Annotated in this window: 16 protein-coding genes; 3 read left to right on the top strand and 13 right to left on the bottom strand. The window is 57.4% G+C overall.

All coding sequences use genetic code 11. From position 1 onward, the window contains the following. Positions 1–44 precede the first annotated feature (44 nt). Complete coding sequence (locus tag ACO06L_RS05195) at positions 45–1,019, top strand: MalM family protein (protein ID WP_320407640.1); 975 nt, start codon at positions 45–47, stop codon at positions 1,017–1,019. 4 nt (positions 1,020–1,023) lie between these two features. Here the strand turns inward: ACO06L_RS05195 and ACO06L_RS05190 are convergent, their stop codons facing one another. The 3 genes from ACO06L_RS05190 to ACO06L_RS05180 are packed head-to-tail and all read right to left on the bottom strand — an operon-like array spanning position 1,024 to position 3,439. Next, complete coding sequence (locus ACO06L_RS05190) at positions 1,024–2,055, bottom strand: polysaccharide deacetylase family protein (protein WP_064228980.1); 1,032 nt, start codon at positions 2,053–2,055, stop codon at positions 1,024–1,026. A 45-nt stretch (positions 2,056–2,100) separates the two neighbouring features. Then, positions 2,101–2,766, bottom strand: a complete 666-nt coding sequence (locus ACO06L_RS05185; RefSeq protein WP_202347541.1) for a DNA-J related domain-containing protein — start codon at positions 2,764–2,766, stop codon at positions 2,101–2,103. Positions 2,767–2,794: 28 nt separating this feature from the next. After that, positions 2,795–3,439 (bottom strand): TetR/AcrR family transcriptional regulator, encoded by a 645-nt coding sequence (locus ACO06L_RS05180; protein ID WP_064228981.1) that lies wholly within the window; start codon positions 3,437–3,439, stop codon positions 2,795–2,797. A gap of 72 nt (positions 3,440–3,511) precedes the next feature. Between ACO06L_RS05180 and ttcA the strand changes: the two genes are divergently transcribed. Continuing rightward, complete coding sequence (gene ttcA, locus ACO06L_RS05175) at positions 3,512–4,426, top strand: tRNA 2-thiocytidine(32) synthetase TtcA (RefSeq protein ID WP_202347482.1); 915 nt, start codon at positions 3,512–3,514, stop codon at positions 4,424–4,426. Between the two features lie 4 nt (positions 4,427–4,430). Here ttcA and ACO06L_RS05170 read toward each other — a convergent pair whose 3' ends face one another. The 9 genes from ACO06L_RS05170 to ccoN form a co-directional block, all read right to left on the bottom strand. After that, the gene (locus tag ACO06L_RS05170) at positions 4,431–5,120 is read right to left on the bottom strand and encodes a sulfite exporter TauE/SafE family protein (protein WP_064228983.1); all 690 of its coding nucleotides are present in this window, start codon (positions 5,118–5,120) and stop codon (positions 4,431–4,433) included. Continuing rightward, complete coding sequence (ccoS, locus tag ACO06L_RS05165) at positions 5,117–5,377, bottom strand: cbb3-type cytochrome oxidase assembly protein CcoS (protein ID WP_064228984.1); 261 nt, start codon at positions 5,375–5,377, stop codon at positions 5,117–5,119. The genes ACO06L_RS05170 and ccoS overlap by 4 nt, the downstream gene beginning before the upstream one ends. Positions 5,378–5,414: 37 nt before the next feature. Then, positions 5,415–7,862 (bottom strand): heavy metal translocating P-type ATPase, encoded by a 2,448-nt coding sequence (locus ACO06L_RS05160; RefSeq protein ID WP_202347483.1) that lies wholly within the window; start codon positions 7,860–7,862, stop codon positions 5,415–5,417. Beyond that, a complete protein-coding gene (locus ACO06L_RS05155) occupies positions 7,859–8,374 on the bottom strand; it encodes a FixH family protein (RefSeq protein ID WP_202347484.1) in 516 nt (171 codons plus the stop codon). Before ACO06L_RS05155 ends, ACO06L_RS05160 begins: the two co-directional genes overlap by 4 nt. Before the next feature lie 44 nt (positions 8,375–8,418). Further along, a complete protein-coding gene (gene ccoG, locus ACO06L_RS05150; RefSeq protein WP_202347485.1) occupies positions 8,419–9,849 on the bottom strand; it encodes a cytochrome c oxidase accessory protein CcoG in 1,431 nt (476 codons plus the stop codon). Between the two features lie 128 nt (positions 9,850–9,977). Further along, on the bottom strand, positions 9,978–10,868 hold the full coding sequence (gene ccoP / locus ACO06L_RS05145) for a cytochrome-c oxidase, cbb3-type subunit III (RefSeq protein ID WP_064230203.1): 891 nt from the start codon (positions 10,866–10,868) through the stop codon (positions 9,978–9,980). Continuing rightward, entirely contained in the window at positions 10,865–11,050 is a 186-nt protein-coding gene (locus tag ACO06L_RS05140) for a CcoQ/FixQ family Cbb3-type cytochrome c oxidase assembly chaperone (protein ID WP_064230202.1), read from the bottom strand. The genes ccoP and ACO06L_RS05140 overlap by 4 nt, the downstream gene beginning before the upstream one ends. A gap of 4 nt (positions 11,051–11,054) precedes the next feature. Further along, positions 11,055–11,663 (bottom strand): cytochrome-c oxidase, cbb3-type subunit II, encoded by a 609-nt coding sequence (ccoO, locus tag ACO06L_RS05135; RefSeq protein WP_064230201.1) that lies wholly within the window; start codon positions 11,661–11,663, stop codon positions 11,055–11,057. A 15-nt stretch (positions 11,664–11,678) separates the two neighbouring features. Then, positions 11,679–13,109, bottom strand: coding sequence for a cytochrome-c oxidase, cbb3-type subunit I (ccoN, locus tag ACO06L_RS05130; protein ID WP_064230200.1), 1,431 nt, complete (start codon positions 13,107–13,109; stop codon positions 11,679–11,681). A gap of 220 nt (positions 13,110–13,329) precedes the next feature. Between ccoN and ACO06L_RS05125 the strand changes: the two genes are divergently transcribed. After that, on the top strand, positions 13,330–13,977 hold the full coding sequence (locus tag ACO06L_RS05125) for an alpha/beta family hydrolase (protein ID WP_202347486.1): 648 nt from the start codon (positions 13,330–13,332) through the stop codon (positions 13,975–13,977). A 3-nt stretch (positions 13,978–13,980) separates the two neighbouring features. Here the strand turns inward: ACO06L_RS05125 and ACO06L_RS05120 are convergent, their stop codons facing one another. Beyond that, positions 13,981–15,822, bottom strand: a complete 1,842-nt coding sequence (locus ACO06L_RS05120) for a sensor domain-containing diguanylate cyclase (RefSeq protein ID WP_064230199.1) — start codon at positions 15,820–15,822, stop codon at positions 13,981–13,983. Positions 15,823–15,890: the final 68 nt, after the last annotated feature.

The raw sequence follows: 15,890 nt of genomic DNA, 5'->3' as shown, positions 1-15,890 counted from the left end.
CTCTGGCAGCACTTCTCGGAGGCTGTCAGATTGGTGGATCCACGGTGTCGGAACGGGAAGGCTATTTTACCTGGGTAGACGAGCAGGGAAGGGTGCGGTATTCCCCCATCGCCGAAACCGGGAACAAGGAGTCTGACAAGGACGCTCAAGAGCAGGGTGACCCGGGGGCTGCGGTGGAACCAGCGCAGTCAGATAATGCGGCTGACCCTGAGTCAGAGCTGCGAGAGGAAACCGAGTACACACTTGAAAACTACCCGGATGCCGGGGAGCTTGAAAAAAATGGTTACGTTCGGCCCGGAGAGCGGCAGCCCTATTTCACCTGGCGCGACGCCGAAGGTAATGTACGGGTCAGCTATTACCGGCCGGATACCCGCTCTGACCTTGAGAAAGGGCTGGTTGCGCCCCCTGTACAGATCACCGAAGCCAGCGTTTACCATGCGGGGCCCGATGGAGCAGACCAGACCCCGGTAGAGGGTTATGACCCGGACGCCTTCGCCATCCTCGGCATCGAGGCTCCAACCGATGACTTCTTTACCCGGTTTTCAGCCACCTGTTGCGATTCCATGGATGCCGCCAGTCGGCAAGAGTGGCAATCGGGACGAGAGTTTGGAGTCACTCTGTCGGACGGTTCAGTAACCCATCCGTTTCTCACGGGAACCAGCCCCTATCAACTGGTTGAGCTCCCGGATGCGGATAAGCACGCCAGTCTGGTTATACGCCTGCGCTCCTATGCAAAAGACGGCGTGTTCGTGCCCTCCCTGGTGTTTCTGGATGAGACGATGGCACCGTTAAGGCTGGTAACAGACCTGGTTATGGATTTCACCCCGGAGAACTGGCACCGGCGAGGCTACCTGGAAGCATGGGTTCCCGCGTTTCCGCGCCAGGGGGAGCGTTGGCTGGTCCTGTTTACCCGAGAGCAGGATCTGGAGGGCCAGACGGTTATGGAAACCGGCGATGGCCCCCGGAAAATCCCTCACATCAGGCGCGGTGAAATTGGCCTGATGCAGGTCGAGGAATGAGGTCTCAGTCCTCAGGTTTGCTTAGATCCAGCCACTGCTGGGACAGCCAGTAGAAGCTGCCGTCGCCTGCAGGGTGGGTGCAGTTGTAGCGGAATCGTCGGCTGTTGAAGGTTTCTGGTGCCTGCACCTCCACGTTGCCGTCAATCACGTTAAAGTCGATACGTCCCTGGCCGGAGGCAAAGCACGTCAGCCGGTCAGGATCAATGGGATCAGCGAGCGGGAACACCAGGGTGGGCGGATTCTCCGAGATCACGCCGTCTGGAAGTCTGCCGGTATCAACAGGGAAAGCTTTGCTGCGTAGTTTGTTTTCAAGACTCCCAAGTTGGCCATAGGCGTTCGCCATTGGAAAGCGAGGCAATCGGGTTTTCTCGGTTTGTTGGCCAATGGCGCCGGATTGCTGGCCAAAACCATACCAGCCGCGCTCGGCAACTTCTCGCTCCAGTGCTTCGTCAAATTCTCCGTAAGGATAGGCGAACATGGGCGCCGGCGCGTCCAGCTCCCGGGCGAGGGCCTTCTGGGCCGAATCAAGGCTGTTGGTAACCCGGGCCTGCCAGTCACTTTCGCTTTCCTTTGGCTTCCGGGCCAGGTGCCCATGGTCCGCGCTGTGATTTGCTATCGTTACGCCCGGACGTTCGGCCAACTCTCGAATCTGATCCCAGGTCATGTAGCCGTTTCGGCCAACCGCTTCGGTGTTTACAAAAATCGTGTAGGGATAGGCCTTGTCGGCCAGCAGCGGCGCCGCCGTATGGTAGACGGAGTCGTAGGCGTCATCGAAGGAAATAGCGATGCGACTACCTTGTCCATCGGTGCCAGCCAGCGTTGTTTCGGTGCCTTTCTGCAGATCTACAACTTCCAGCTGCAGATCCGAGATCATATCCAGTTGCCCTTCAAACAGAGACACAGATGTGCTGGTGGCAGGCGGTGTTGAATCACTGACATGATGATACTGCAGGACAACCAGGTCCGCGCGGGCTGAGATGGCCGTCGCCATAACAGCGACGGTCACGGAAAATTTCAGGAATACTTTGAACGGCATATCGTCTCCTGTGTTTCTGTTCTCCGGCCAGCTCGAACAGACCGGTCAGATGCTATGGCGGAAATGGGCTTTCAGTACCGCGAAGGCCTGATTGAGATGCTGAATGGTTTCGGTCTTGCCGCCGCGGTCAGGGTGGGCGTGCATCACTGCCCGGCGGAAACGCTTCTTGACCGTTGGAAAGTCCGTGGGAACAGACTTGAAGCCCAATGCTTCCGCTGCTTCCCTTGTTTCGGACTGGGCAGGTGCCTGGCCAGGGGCTCCTGCCCAGAAATCATTCATCATCTGTTGAATAGCTTCCTCTGGCAGGCGGTACTGAGAGAGGTCCAGATAGAAATGGCGAAGTGCGTCGACATTGTCGGGCACCCCCTCGCCACTGACCACAGTCTGCGCTTCGATACGTACGTTGAGAGGCGAAATCGTGAGGCTCTCGCCGGCCTCGGACAACTGGTCCCGGAGACGGTAAAGTACATGGAACAACAGAAAATGAACCGGGTAGAGCTTTTCCGGTTCGCTGAAAACAACGTCTCCAAGCAGTTCCCATGGCGGTTTCTGAAGCGCCTTGATCAGCGATAATTCGTTCATGCCTGCCGGTGCCGACCTGAGTTCGTGCTCAACGGCTACCAGCAGGTGCTGAATCTGCTGCTCCAGGCAGTCATCTTCATTCTCTGCTCCGGGATAAGAGGCATTTATCGGGGAATGGCTGTCTGTCATAGAGCCCATGGTAGGCCACTCCCGGCTATCAGGGAAGTGCAGCCAGCCCGGGAAGGCCGCCCATGAACAGAGCGCTCGAAAACCGGGTTGCGGTCAACGCTTCAGTATCCGCCGACTCCGGGTTGCTGTGGGCGCGTCTTGCGAGAGTCAGGCTGGTCTCGTAGGCGACGCCGAAAAAAGCGGCACACAGGTATTCGTGATCGATCCGGGGAAGCAGTCCTCGCTCCATCGCCTCGCGGACATCGTCCTCCAGGGATAGCATGGTCAAACCGAGAATATCCGAACCGAACAGTTCCCGAAGCGCACGATCATTGCGATGCGCCAGCTCATAAACCAGTGGATCCCTGGCGGTCGCGGTGAAAAGGGCCAGATAGGCATAGTGGATGAAATCCTCGGTGGTATTTGCCGAGCGCCGATGGCGGGTGAGATTGTCGTTCAGGTTGGTCAGGAAGTCGGTGAGCAGGGCGGCAAAGATATCTTGTTTGCTGGAAAAATAATTGTAGAAAGTGCCGGCGGCAAGGCCCGTACGGCGTACGATGTCGCGGATGGTCGAGTTTTCGTACCCCCGTTCTCGAAAGCACTCCCGGGCGGCATGCAGGATCGCCCTGCGGTTCCGGATCCGGTTTTGTTCCCGTTTGCCCGCGACCTCTTCACTCGATTGCAACATATCCATGTCGGTATCCTGTCCCTGAATCCATGTGACGCGTATAATCCCACGTCCACTTGCCTTATGAACGTAGTTGGTATGTCCGAAGCAATGATCGCCAGTTCCGAACAGTCCCTCAACCCAGAGCGGGAGCGCCGCCAGAAACTGGAGTTGAACAAGCTGCAGAAACGTCTGCGCCGCGAAGTCGGGCAGGCGATTGCCGATTTCTCGATGATTGAAGCCGGCGACAAAGTCATGTGCTGCCTCAGCGGTGGCAAAGACTCCTACGCCATGCTCGATATTCTGCTCAACCTGCAGAAGAGCGCCCCGGTTTCGTTCGAGCTGATTGCCGTCAACCTTGACCAGAAGCAACCCGGCTTTCCGGAGGAGGTATTGCCCGAATATCTGTCCTCCATGGACATCGAGTATCACATCATCGAGAAGGACACCTACAGTATTGTTAAGGAAAAAGTCCCTGAAGGGAAGACTACCTGCGGTCTGTGTAGCCGGCTACGCCGCGGAATTCTCTATAATTTTGCGGAGGAGCACGGGGTTACCAAGATAGCCCTGGGCCATCATCGGGACGATCTGCTGGAAACCCTTTTCCTGAATATGTTCTACGGAGGCAAGCTGAAGTCCATGCCTCCGGTTTTGCACAGTGACGATGGCCGCAACACGGTTATCCGGCCGCTGGCGTACAGCCGGGAAAAAGATATAGCCCGTTATGCGGGTCTTCGGGAGTTCCCCATCATCCCGTGCAATCTGTGTGGTTCCCAGGAGAATCTTCAGCGCCAGGTGATCAAGGACATGTTCCAGACCTGGGATAAACAGCACCCCGGTCGGCTGGAGACCATGTTCCGCGCCATGTGCAATGTGGAACCCTCGCACCTGGCGGATACCAATCTCTTCGATTTCAAGGAAGGCAAGCGCCTCGGGGGCAAGCGCCAGGCCGTTCAGACGGCGGAACCTGAGGCACAAACGGACTTCGGGCGTCTGGATGTACTGAATATCTAGCCGGTTAGTGTCCGGCGAGATGCAGGAAAGGCAGTGTCCAGAGGCCGAACAGGATAAGCAGGCCGCCAGTGACTTTCCGGAACAACTGGTGGCTCTGCAAGCCGCGGATCCAGTTGGCCGCGAACCCTGTGGCCAGCATGGAGGGCAGGGTGCCAAGCCCGAAAAACAGCATGGTGAGGGCGGCAGAGCCCACCGTTGGCTGCAATGCCGCCCAACCCAATGTGCTGTAAACCAACCCGCAGGGCAGCCAGCCCCAGAGCGCACCAAGCGCAAGTGCCTGTCCGCCGTGATTCACGGGCAGGAAGCGACGGGTCAGGGGTGAAAGGCGTGCCCAGACTGGAGCACCGATCCGCTCCACGTAGCGAATCCCTTGCCACCACTGTCCCATGGACAACCCCATAAAGATCAGCAGAATCCCCGCCAGGGTCCGAAGCACAAGGCCCGCAGCCGCCCATTGGCTGGCGGCCGAAGTACTGGCCAGCGCAACCAGTGTGGCGATCAGCACATAGCTCCCGATGCGCCCGAAGTTGAAGGCCAGAAGCATTACCGTTTGCCGGAAACGGAACCCCCGGCCCACCGGCAAGGCCATGGAGAGGGAAGCGCTGATGCCGCCGCACATGCCAAGGCAGTGTGTGCTGCCGAGCAGTCCGATCAGGAAGGCACTCGGGTAACTGAGGTAGAGTTCCGGATTCATCCTTGCTGGGACTTATCCTCATCCGGAGTGGCGGTCTTGCTGACATCAGCTGTCTGCTCCGAGGTTTGTTCCTCTGCAGCCGGTTTATCGGTGCGAGCGTCGTCCGGGATCATGTCCTTGTCATCATCGTAGAGTATCCGGTGGGCAGGGCCTTCGAGATCGTCGTACTGACCGTTCTTGACCGCCCACGAAAACAGAACGATGCCCAGGGCCACCAGGATGAGCATCACCGGTACCAGGAACATTACGATTTGCACGGTGAAACCTCGCAGAAATGAGTATAAGGCTACGGTATCAGGACAGGGCCTGGGCGCCAACCGCCGGATTGTGCTGACTCGGTTGAGGTGGTGCCTTGCCGAGTCTCAGCGCATTTAACACAACCACAAGGGAACTGAGGGACATGCCAATCGCTGCCAGCCAGGGGGGCACCATGCCTGCCGCCGCGAGGGGCAACGCGCAGACATTGTAGGCAAGTGCCCACCAGAGATTCTGCCTGATGATGCGCCGTGTCTGACGGCTTGCTTTCAGGGCCTCGACCAGTTGCAGTAGCTGGCCGTTCAACAAAACCGCATCGGCCTTCAGTTGTGTCAGGTCTGCGGCTGTGCCCATGGCAACCGAGATTCCGGCACCGGCCATGGAGGGCAGATCGTTCAGCCCGTCGCCAACCATCATGATATGCCGGCCTTCGGATTCCAACTTCTGCAGCACTTCCAGCTTTTCTTCCGGAGAGGCCTGTCCGATCGCTTCATCAATGCCCAGCATGCCAGCTACCTGCTCAACATGCCCGGAGCGGTCCCCGCTCAGCAGAACAGTGCGAATGCCAGCTTCCTGAAGAGACTTGATGGCCGCTCGGGCGTCATCCCTGGGTTGGTCGTCGAGCCTGAAGCCGGCCAGCCATTCATGGTCTGAGGCAAGCCAGATCTCCATTCCCTGATGATGTTCTACCTGTGGGGCTGGCGCAGAGGTGTGCCTCTCTACAAACCCCCGGTGACCGATAAAAAGTCGCATGCCCCCAAACTGCCCCGAAAGTCCCCCGCCCACATGATTTTCCACATGTTCAACAGCAGCAGTGGTTCGCCGATGAAATACTTTGGCAATCGGATGCTCGGAATACTTCTCGAGGCCGGCTGCAAGCTTCAGGCAGGTCTCTTCATCCATACTGCCGACAACATTTGTACCAGTGAGACTGAGTTCTCCGCGGGTTAATGTTCCGGTTTTGTCGAACACCACGGTATCAATGGTGTTCATCGATTCCAGGGTATGGCCCCGGGTAGGCAGGAACCCAAGGCGGCGAAGCCTGACTGTCGCCGATGTGATGGCCGTCGGTGTTGCCAGCGATAGAGCGCAGGGGCAGGTTACCACCAGCACCGACAGGGTAATGTCGAAGGCATTGTCGGCGCCGGCCAGCCACCAGCCTATCCAGACCACCGGTGCCAGTATCAGCACCCGTCCGACAAATTTCCCTGCCATCCGGTCGGCCATCATCGCGACCTGGGGCTTTTCGGACTGCACCCGGTCCAACACCCGGAGAATGCCTGAAAGCCGGGTTTGTGCGCCTGCCTTCACCACCCGGACGTCGAGCGGATTCTCGCCGTTTACACTGCCGGCATGAACGGTGTCCCCGGGGTGGCGGGTTTCTGGCAGATACTCGCCCGTCAATGCGGCCTCGTTCAGGGTGGACTCTCCCCGCACGATCTCTCCATCTACCGGGAGAGTCTCACCGGGGCGAACCCGAACGATATCGCCGGGTCGGATCTGGTGGGCCGGAACAATGTCCGTATCCTCACCGTTCACTAATGTGGCAACGGTGGGCTGGAACCCTGCAAGGGCGTTACCGGTCAGCCCAGCGCGGTAGCGGGCCTGCACTTCGATATAACGACCCAGCAGCAGGAAGAAGGTAAACATGCACACGGACTCGAAGTAGACTTCGTCCCCGCCAACTATGGTTACCCAGGCACTGGCGAGGTAGGCCAGCCCGATTGCAATGGCAACCGGCACATCCATGGTCAAGTGTCGGCTCTGGATATCCCGGCGGGCGTTACGGAAAAAGGGGGCGGCACTATAGACAACCACAGGGGTGGCCACCAGCAGGCTGAACCAGCGGAAAAAGCTGACAAATTCCGGTGACAGATCGTTGACCAGCTCGAAGTACAGGGGAAATGCCAGCATCATGCTCTGGAAGGAGCCTATGCCTGCGATGGCGACCCTGATAAGCATGGACCGGTGCTCGGCCTTGAGGGCCTGTTCCGCCTCGTCTGCCTGATAGGGGCGGGCGGTGTAGCCAAGCTCGTGGATGGCAATCAGAAGGTCGCTCAAAGGCGCCTGATCCTGGGACCAGACCAGGCGGGCACGTTGTGTGGTGTGATTCACCGAAAAGGACACGACACCCGGCTGTTGCTTCATGTGGTTTTCAAGCAGCCAGATACAGGCCGCACAGGTGATACCACCGATCAGCAACTGAGCTTCCTGCGCGCCTTTAACCGGGACAACAAAGGTTTCCTGAACCAGGGGATGGTCAAGTTCTCTCAGGCGATTCACTTCGGCGGTCGTCAGTTGCTTCGGTGTGACCGCCGGTTTGGTCCGAAAATCGTAAAAACCGGTCAGGCCCTCACTATGGATGGTCTGGCAAACCGCCTTGCAGCCCTGACAGCAGAAGTGACGAGTTGTGCCATCGAGCTCAAGGGTAATGGGCGGCTCACCGTCTGCCGGTTCACCGCAGTGGAAACAATTCAGGCTGGTCAACCTTGGGCAGACTCCCCGGCCTTGACCGTTATGCCGCTTTCAGAGGGTAACCAGGCTTCGCCCTTGAGACGCCATTCGTTGGCCGGGCCGCGGAGGTCATAGTACCAGCGGCCGTCGATGTCGTTGTGGAGCTTGCCGGCAAAGCGTCCTGGGGCAACCTGCTGGAACTGGATCGTACGGTCCTTGTCGGACAGCGTTGGATGGAACAGATTGAGAATCAGATAGGGGAAGTCTGCCGGGCCGTCAACGGTATTCAGGTCCACGGTGATGTTCCGGTTCTGGAAATCGATCTGGGCTTCCATTCCCAGGTCCACCGCTTTCTGGTCGCGGGCGATGGACATATTGATACCCCGTCCTTCCTTGGACCAGTCGTCGGTAACCATCGCATTTTCAGTGTTGATCGCGATGGTGATTGCGACGGCGCAGTAAATGATGGATGCGCCCGGAAATATCAGCAGGAACCAGAACCAGGGCTGGCGGTACCAGGGTGCTACGGGTGTTTCAGTTGTCATAACTCAGTGTCTCGTATAAACGGTCAGGTCCGCGCGATCGGAAATCAGCGCGTTGGACCGACAAATCGGCTTTCAGTTTCAAGACTCAGCGAAGAATCTGTCTCGGACTGGGCTCTGAACAGGATCTCGTTGTTGGATTCAGTAATGGATTCCGGAGGCACGTCGACAACGGTCGGCAGTGAGCGGTTTTCACCACTTTCAACGGTTACCGAGGTATCAGTCAGGATCCGGATCCCCTCCAGGCCAGTCACTGCCACAGTGAAGGTCTGGGGAACCTCTGTCATATTGGCAATTTTCAGCGTGTAGGAGTTCTCAATTCGCCCTTCGCCATTGAAGCTGTATAGGGCGCCGCGATCCCGAAGGGCGTCCATCTGGGCCGGTACTCGCGTGGCGATTGTGAAGATGATCGCCGCAATCATCAACGAGAGGACCGCTCCATAGCCAAAGGTTCGTGGCCGCAGGAGCTTCGAGGTCTTGCCTTCCAGTTCATTCTCTGTGGTGTAACGGATGAGCCCCTTTGGGTAATTCATCTTGTCCATGATCTCATCACAGGCATCAATACACAGTGCGCAGCCAATACATTCGTACTGAAGCCCGTCCCTGATATCAATGCCCGTTGGACATACCTGGACACACTGGCCGCAGTCGATGCAGTCGCCCAGCCCGGCCTCCGCCGGATCCACGCCTTTTTTACGGCCACCCCGTGGCTCGCCCCGGTTGGGATCGTAGGAGACCACACGGGTGTTGGGATCAAACATGACCGACTGGAAGCGGGCATAGGGGCACATATACAGACAAACCTGCTCGCGCATCCATCCCGCGTTGAGATAGGTGGCAACGGTAAAGAAGGCAACCCAGAAATAGGCCCAGCCATTGGCCTGCAAGGTGAACAGGTCTGCGATCAGTTCCCGGATCGGGTAGAAGTAGCCGACAAAGGTGAGGCCGGTAGCCAGGGCGATCAGGAGCCAGACCCCATGCTTGGCGGACTTCTTGGCGATCTTGTTTGCCGAGCTGGGAGCTTTGTCCAGCTTCATCCGCTTGTTCCGGCTGCCTTCGATGCGCTCTTCAACCCACATGAAAATGAAGGTCCAGACAGTCTGGGGGCAGGTGTAGCCACACCAGACCCGGCCAAATAGCGTGGTAATGAAGAACAGGCCAAAGGCACAAATAATCAGCATTCCCGAGAGCAGGATGAAATCTTTCGGGTAAAAGGTGGCCCCGTACAAATGAAACTCACGGGCAGGCAGGTCAAAATGAATCAGTGGCTGTCCGTCCAGGGTGAACCAGACAAAGGCAAAGTACATGCCCATCAGCAGTGTCAGGCTGACATTACGAATGCGCTGAAAGAAGCCTTTGACTTCCTTGACGTAAATCTTCTTGCGGCTGGCGTATAGCTCGACGGTTCCGGATTTATTGTTGTTGTCGGAGGGGTCAGAGGATGGGTCAACCTGTTTGACCGGAATCTCACTGCTCATCGTTACCTCCAGAAAAATGGTGATGCGGGGCAACAGGCTTTTAGGCTGCTGATCTTTTCAAGCCTGTGCCCGCAGTGCAGACACAGGGTTGAAAAGACCGGGCCGGGGATTGCCCCCGGCCGGCTGACTCAGTTCGAGAGGCTATAGACGTAAGCCGCGAGAATCTGAATCTGATCGTCGGAAAGCAGACGATCCTGGGCAGGCATCTGGTTCTGGCGACCGTTCATGACGGTCTCCTTGATCCACTCGTAGGTTGATCCATAGAGCCAGGTATTGTCGGTCAGGTTGGGCGCGCCCATAGCCTGCATACCTTTACCCTCAGGGCCGTGACAAGCCACACAAGCCTGTGCGAAGACCTGTTCGCCTGCCTTGGCAGCTTCGGCGTCTTTTTCCCGACCACTGAAGCTAAGAACATAGTTCACAACCTGGTCTACCTGCTCGTTGGTCATGCCGGGCATGGTGCCTTTGGCGGGCATGTTACCCATACGACCATTGTGCAGGGTTTCCAGGATTGCTTCAGGCGTTCCGCCCCACAGCCAGTCGTCGTCAGTCAGGTTGGGGAAGCCAACCTGGCCACGAGCAGCGGAGCCGTGGCAGACCGCACAATTGTTGGCAAACAGACGCTGACCGATTTTCATCGCGTCGTCGTTCTCGGCCAGCTCGGGAACCGGAGTCTGGCCGTACTGGGCGTAAATCTCACCGTATTTCTCTTCGGCTTCAGCAACTTCGGCTTCCCACTGGTTGACCGCGGTCCAGCCAAGGAGACCTTTCCAGTTGCCAAGACCCGGGTACAGCGCCAGATAGCCGAGTGCGAAAATACAGGTAGCCAGGAACAGATAGAACCACCACTTGGGCAGTGGGTTATCGTATTCCTCAATGCCATCAAAGGAATGGCCCATGGTGCGGTCGGTTTCGGTATCGGTCGTCTGGCTCTTGCGGGTTGCCCAAAGCAGCCACCAGCAGCCGAAAACGGTACCGAGCACGATCACACTGATCCAGATGCTCCAAAAGGTACTCATTCTTTTTTCTCCGTTTTTTCCTGTTCGAGCGTACGCTTTTCCACGTCGTCATCGTCGAAGGGCAGGTGAGCTGCCTCGTCGTTGGCCTTCTTGCGGTGGGCGCTGTAGGCCCACCAGACGATTCCAAGGAAAACCGCCATTACCAGAAGTGTGTGAATGCCGCGTAACTCATTAATATCCATGGGTTCACCGTTTGTCTGAAATCACTGTACCCAGCTGTTGCAGGTAAGCGACCAGAGCCTCGATTTCGAATTTGCCTTCTACCTGGGCAGAAGCCTCTGCAATCTGCTCATCGGTATAGGGCACGCCCAGCGTCTGGAGGGTCTCCATCTTCGCGGCGGTCTTGGTGTGATCTACCCGGTCTTCGAACAGCCACGGGAAGGCCGGCATGTTCGACTCGGGTACAACGCTGCGCGGATCATAAAGATGCTGGCGCTGCCAGGCATCAGAATAACGACCACCTACGCGGGCCAGATCCGGGCCGGTGCGCTTGGAACCCCACAGGAACGGACGGTCGTACACGAACTCGCCCGCAACGGAGTAGTGACCATACCGCTCGGTCTCCGCCCGAAACGGGCGGATCTGCTGGGTATGGCACACATGGCAGCCTTCACGGATGTAGATGTCCCGGCCTTCCAGCTCAAGTGCCGACAGGGGTTCGAGGCCCTCAACCGGCTCATTGGTTTCTTTCAGGAAGAACAGGGGCACTACCTCGGCAAGAAAACCACCGCTGATGGTCAGGACAATCAGTACGATCATCAGACCAAGGTTCTTTTCAACTATTTCGTGTTTCATCTGATCTCTCTCCCGTTACGCCGGCTGTGTTGCCGCGTTGTCCTGCGCAACCGCATCTTTCTGGCGAACAGTCATGTACACGTTGTAAGCCATGATGAGCATGCCGGACAGGAAGATTACGCCACCAAGGAAGCGGACAAAGTAGCCCGGGTAGGAGGCCTCCAGTGCTTCAACAAAGCTGTAGGTCAGGGTGCCGTCCTGGTTGACCGCACGCCACATCAGGCCTTGCATGATGCCGTTTACCCACATGGCAACGATGTACAGCACGGTGCCGACCGTCGCGAGCCAGAAATGCGCGTTGATCAGGGCGGTGCTGAACATGGCCTGGACGCCCCACAGCTTGGGAATCAGGTGGTAAACCGCGCCGATACTGATCATGGCAACCCAGCCAAGGGCGCCGGAGTGAACGTGGCCGATGGTCCAGTCAGTGTTGTGGGAAAGCGCGTTCACAGTCTTGATGGACATCATCGGACCTTCGAAGGTGGACATGCCGTAGAAGGACAGGGAAACCACCAGGAAGCGCAGAATGGGGTCAGTGCGCAGCTTATGCCATGCGCCCGAGAGGGTCATCATGCCGTTGATCATGCCGCCCCAGGACGGTGCAAGCAGAATCAGGGACATGACCATGCCTGCGGTCTGCGCCCAGTCCGGCAGGGCAGAGTAGTGCAGGTGGTGGCCGCCGGCCCATACGTAGGTTGCGATCAGGGCCCAGAAGTGGACGATCGATAGACGATAGGAGTAAACGGGACGGTTGGCCTGCTTGGGAACGAAATAGTACATCATACCCAGGAAGCCGGCGGTGAGGAAGAAGCCTACCGCGTTGTGGCCGTACCACCATTGCATCATGGCGTCAGTGACGCCCGCGTAGGCGGAGTAGGACTTGAAAGCACTGGCGGGCAGCGCCATGTTGTTACCAATGTGCAGGCAGGCAACGGTAATGATAAAGGCACCGTAGAACCAGTTAGCCACATAGATATGCGGGGTAGCCCGTTTCATGACGGTTCCGAAGAACACCAGAGCATACGTCACCCAGACGATGGCAATGGCGATATCGATAGGCCACTCCAGTTCGGCATATTCCTTTGAAGAGGTAAGGCCGAGCGGCAGGGTAATAGCTGCCGAGACAATGATCGCTTGCCAGCCCCAGAAAGTGAACGACGCCAGGCTATCGGAAATCAGACGGGCCTGACAGGTGCGTTGCACCACGTAGTAGGAGGTAGCGAACAGGGCACTTCCACCAAAGCCGAAAATAACGGCGTTGGTATGCAGCGGCCTGAGGCGGCCGAAGTGGGTAAAGGGCAGGTCGAGGTTGAGGGACGGCCAGACCAGCTGTGCTGCAATCAGCACACCCAGCGCCATACCTACAATACCCCATACCACTGTCATGATGGCGAACTGTCTCACCACCTTGTAGTTGTATGTCAGGTTTGCATTTACTGTGCTCATAGCCTTACCAATGGGTTTAAAGTGGGGAAATATGCGGGCGCAAGTATGGAGAAACGATTAGCTGTTTGCAATGACTCAGGTCAACTCCTGACATCCGTCAAATGCGCCGAAATCAGCAACATGGCTTCCTTTTCAGTGCCGTTCTTGGAGTTGTTTCAGCGCAGGGAATGTGTGTTGCCTGAGTGCAATGATAGTCGCTTAATTGGATGAGGTGAATTCCGTGGAGTTGATTAAGACCAAAGGCTGTGAAAGTCATTCGGAAGTCGTACTGATTCTGGCGCACGGTGCGGGTGCGCCGGCCGACTCGCCGTTCATGGAAGAGCTGTCTGTGGCGCTTGAGCGTGAGGGTATTGGAACGGTTCGTTTTGAGTTCCCCTACATGCAGAAACGACGCCTGGATGGAAAGAAACGTCCGCCCGACCGGGAGCCGGTATTGCTGGAGTATTTTTCCGGGGTAATTGACCAGATTCGCGCAGAGCTTGGGAGCAAAAGCATGATCCTGGTCGGAGGCAAGTCCATGGGCGGCCGCATGGCGAGCATACTGGCCAGCCGTCGGGATGGCATTGATGGGGTCGTCTGTTTTGGTTATCCGTTCCATCCGCCGGGGAAAATGGACCGTTGGCGAACCGCACACTTCCCCGATCTGAACTGCCCGATGCTGGTGCTACAGGGAACAAGAGACCCGTTTGGCAAGCCGGCCGAAATGACCGGCCGTGAAAGGGAGCTGGACGGCATCAACTTGCGCTGGCTGGAAGGTGGCAATCACGATTTACAGACACTGAAAAGCCAGGCACAGACACAAAGTGAACTGATCTCCTCGGCTGCCCGGGAAACCCGGATCTTCGTGGATGAGCGGCTTCAAGCGTGATCTTTACTCCACTTCAATAGCTTCAGATAGCTGAGCGCGGTTGCGGCCTTTGCTTTTCGCGCGGTACAGCGCTTCATCTGCTCTCTCGAACAGCTGGTTCTGAGTCTCGCCGGGGTTGAGTGATGCGATGCCGGCGCTCAGAGTCATTCTTACCTCGGTACCATCCGGCGACAAAAGCGGGGTACTGGCGATATCCTCAAGCAGTGCCGTACAGACGTTCAGGGCGCCTGAGGCATCGGTTCCCGGTAGCAGCAGCGCAAACTCTTCACCGCCGAAGCGGATAGCTACATCCCTCGGGCGCTTTACATGTCGGGTAAGCATTTCGGCGATGAACTGAAGACAGGTGTCCCCGAAACCGTGGCCCCAGGTGTCGTTAATGTTCTTGAAATGGTCGGCGTCTACCAGAGCCAGAGTCAGTGGTTGGGAGGTTCGACGGGCTTCGGCGCACAGCTCGGGGAAAATGTTATTCAGGTGCCTTCTGTTATGCAGGCCTGTGAGGGCGTCGTTCAGACTCATCGTCGATAACTTCCGGTTGGCCTTTTCCAGTTCCCTCATGGTGTTTCTGAGCTGTGCAGTGCGCTCGTGCACTTTGAATTCGAGCTCTGTCCTTGCACTGTGTTCCACATCCAGAAGTTTCTGGTTGAGCAGGCGCCATCGCTGCACCATGGCATAGTTCAGCAGGATCACCTGACCACCCACCGCCGATTGCATCAGTGCTTCCCGCGCCAGGAAGTCGGTGAGGTAGCCGAAGGCCGCAAGAGCATATATCAGGCCGCCAACGAGCATGATCAGCCACGCCAGCAGGTACCAGATGGCTGGTTGATAGCCCTGCCTCCACCGGACCGCCGCAATAATGAACAGGCTCGAAATAACCGTCATCGCCAGAACCGTGTTGAGCAGAATGGTCTTGTTGTAGGGCAGGATCAGTGTCAGCGCCAGGAACCCGATGCAGAACCAGGCCTGACCTTTGAGCACGGTCTCCGAGATGGTTCCCCGGCCCACTTCCAGGAACGACCGGCCAAAAAGTATCATGGCTAAGGCGCAAAGTGACAAAGACAGAGGAATGGACGTATTGGCAAAGCTGGCATTGTCTGGCCAGAAGTACTGGTTGGCGAATCCGCCCATGGCGAACAAAAAGAGCCCTAGTGCCGCAAGGTAGAACGCATTATAGAAGTAATAACCGGTTCCGGAGCTGAAGAAGAGCAGCAGGTTGAAGACCGCGAATACCAGCAGGGCTCCATAGAAAAGCCCGTGAGTCAGTGTCAGGTGATTGCTGCGGGCAATCACTTCTGCCGCAGTTTCAAAACTGAGCGGCACGTTCAGCGCGCCATTGCTATGGATCCGGATCGTTAAAGACCGGGTCTCGCCGCCATCCAGTGTGACGGGTAGCAGAAAGTACCGGTAGTCTACCGCCCGGGATGCAAAAGGACGCTGATCACCGGTAACCAGTGTCTCTGTAGTATCATCCCCGGTTTGCCAGAATGTAACTTCGTCCAGCAGGGGGTAGTTGACTTTCAGGTACCAGCCGGCACGTTCAGTCCCGGAGTTTCTGACGTGCAGATGGGCCCAGTAAACGGATTTGGTATGGCTGAACACCAGGTCCCGCCCGTTTGCCGGCGTCCACTCCAGATCCTCCGGAAGCTGTTCCGGATCTGTCGCCGTATGGCCAGGCGCGCCCGGCGGGGCGCTGTAATAGCAAACATATTGCATCAGGGAAGCGCGGGCGGCAGGATCGGTTGCCTCGAGTGTGGGGCAGCCGGACGGGACGGATCCTTCGTCTGGCAACGCCAGGGCAGGGACCAGCAAAAGGCTGAGAATGGCAATCAAGCGCAAAACGGACGTCATTCATGGCTTCCCGCGGTTATCAGAGCGGGAAGTGTAGCCAGAGAGGACAATCTGCGCTGTTAAACAGA

Source organism: Marinobacter sp. (genome assembly GCF_965229985.1).
Lineage (GTDB): Bacteria > Pseudomonadota > Gammaproteobacteria > Pseudomonadales > Oleiphilaceae > Marinobacter.
Note: the sequence above shows the minus strand (reverse complement) of the source record. Positions and strands in the feature narration are given on the sequence as shown.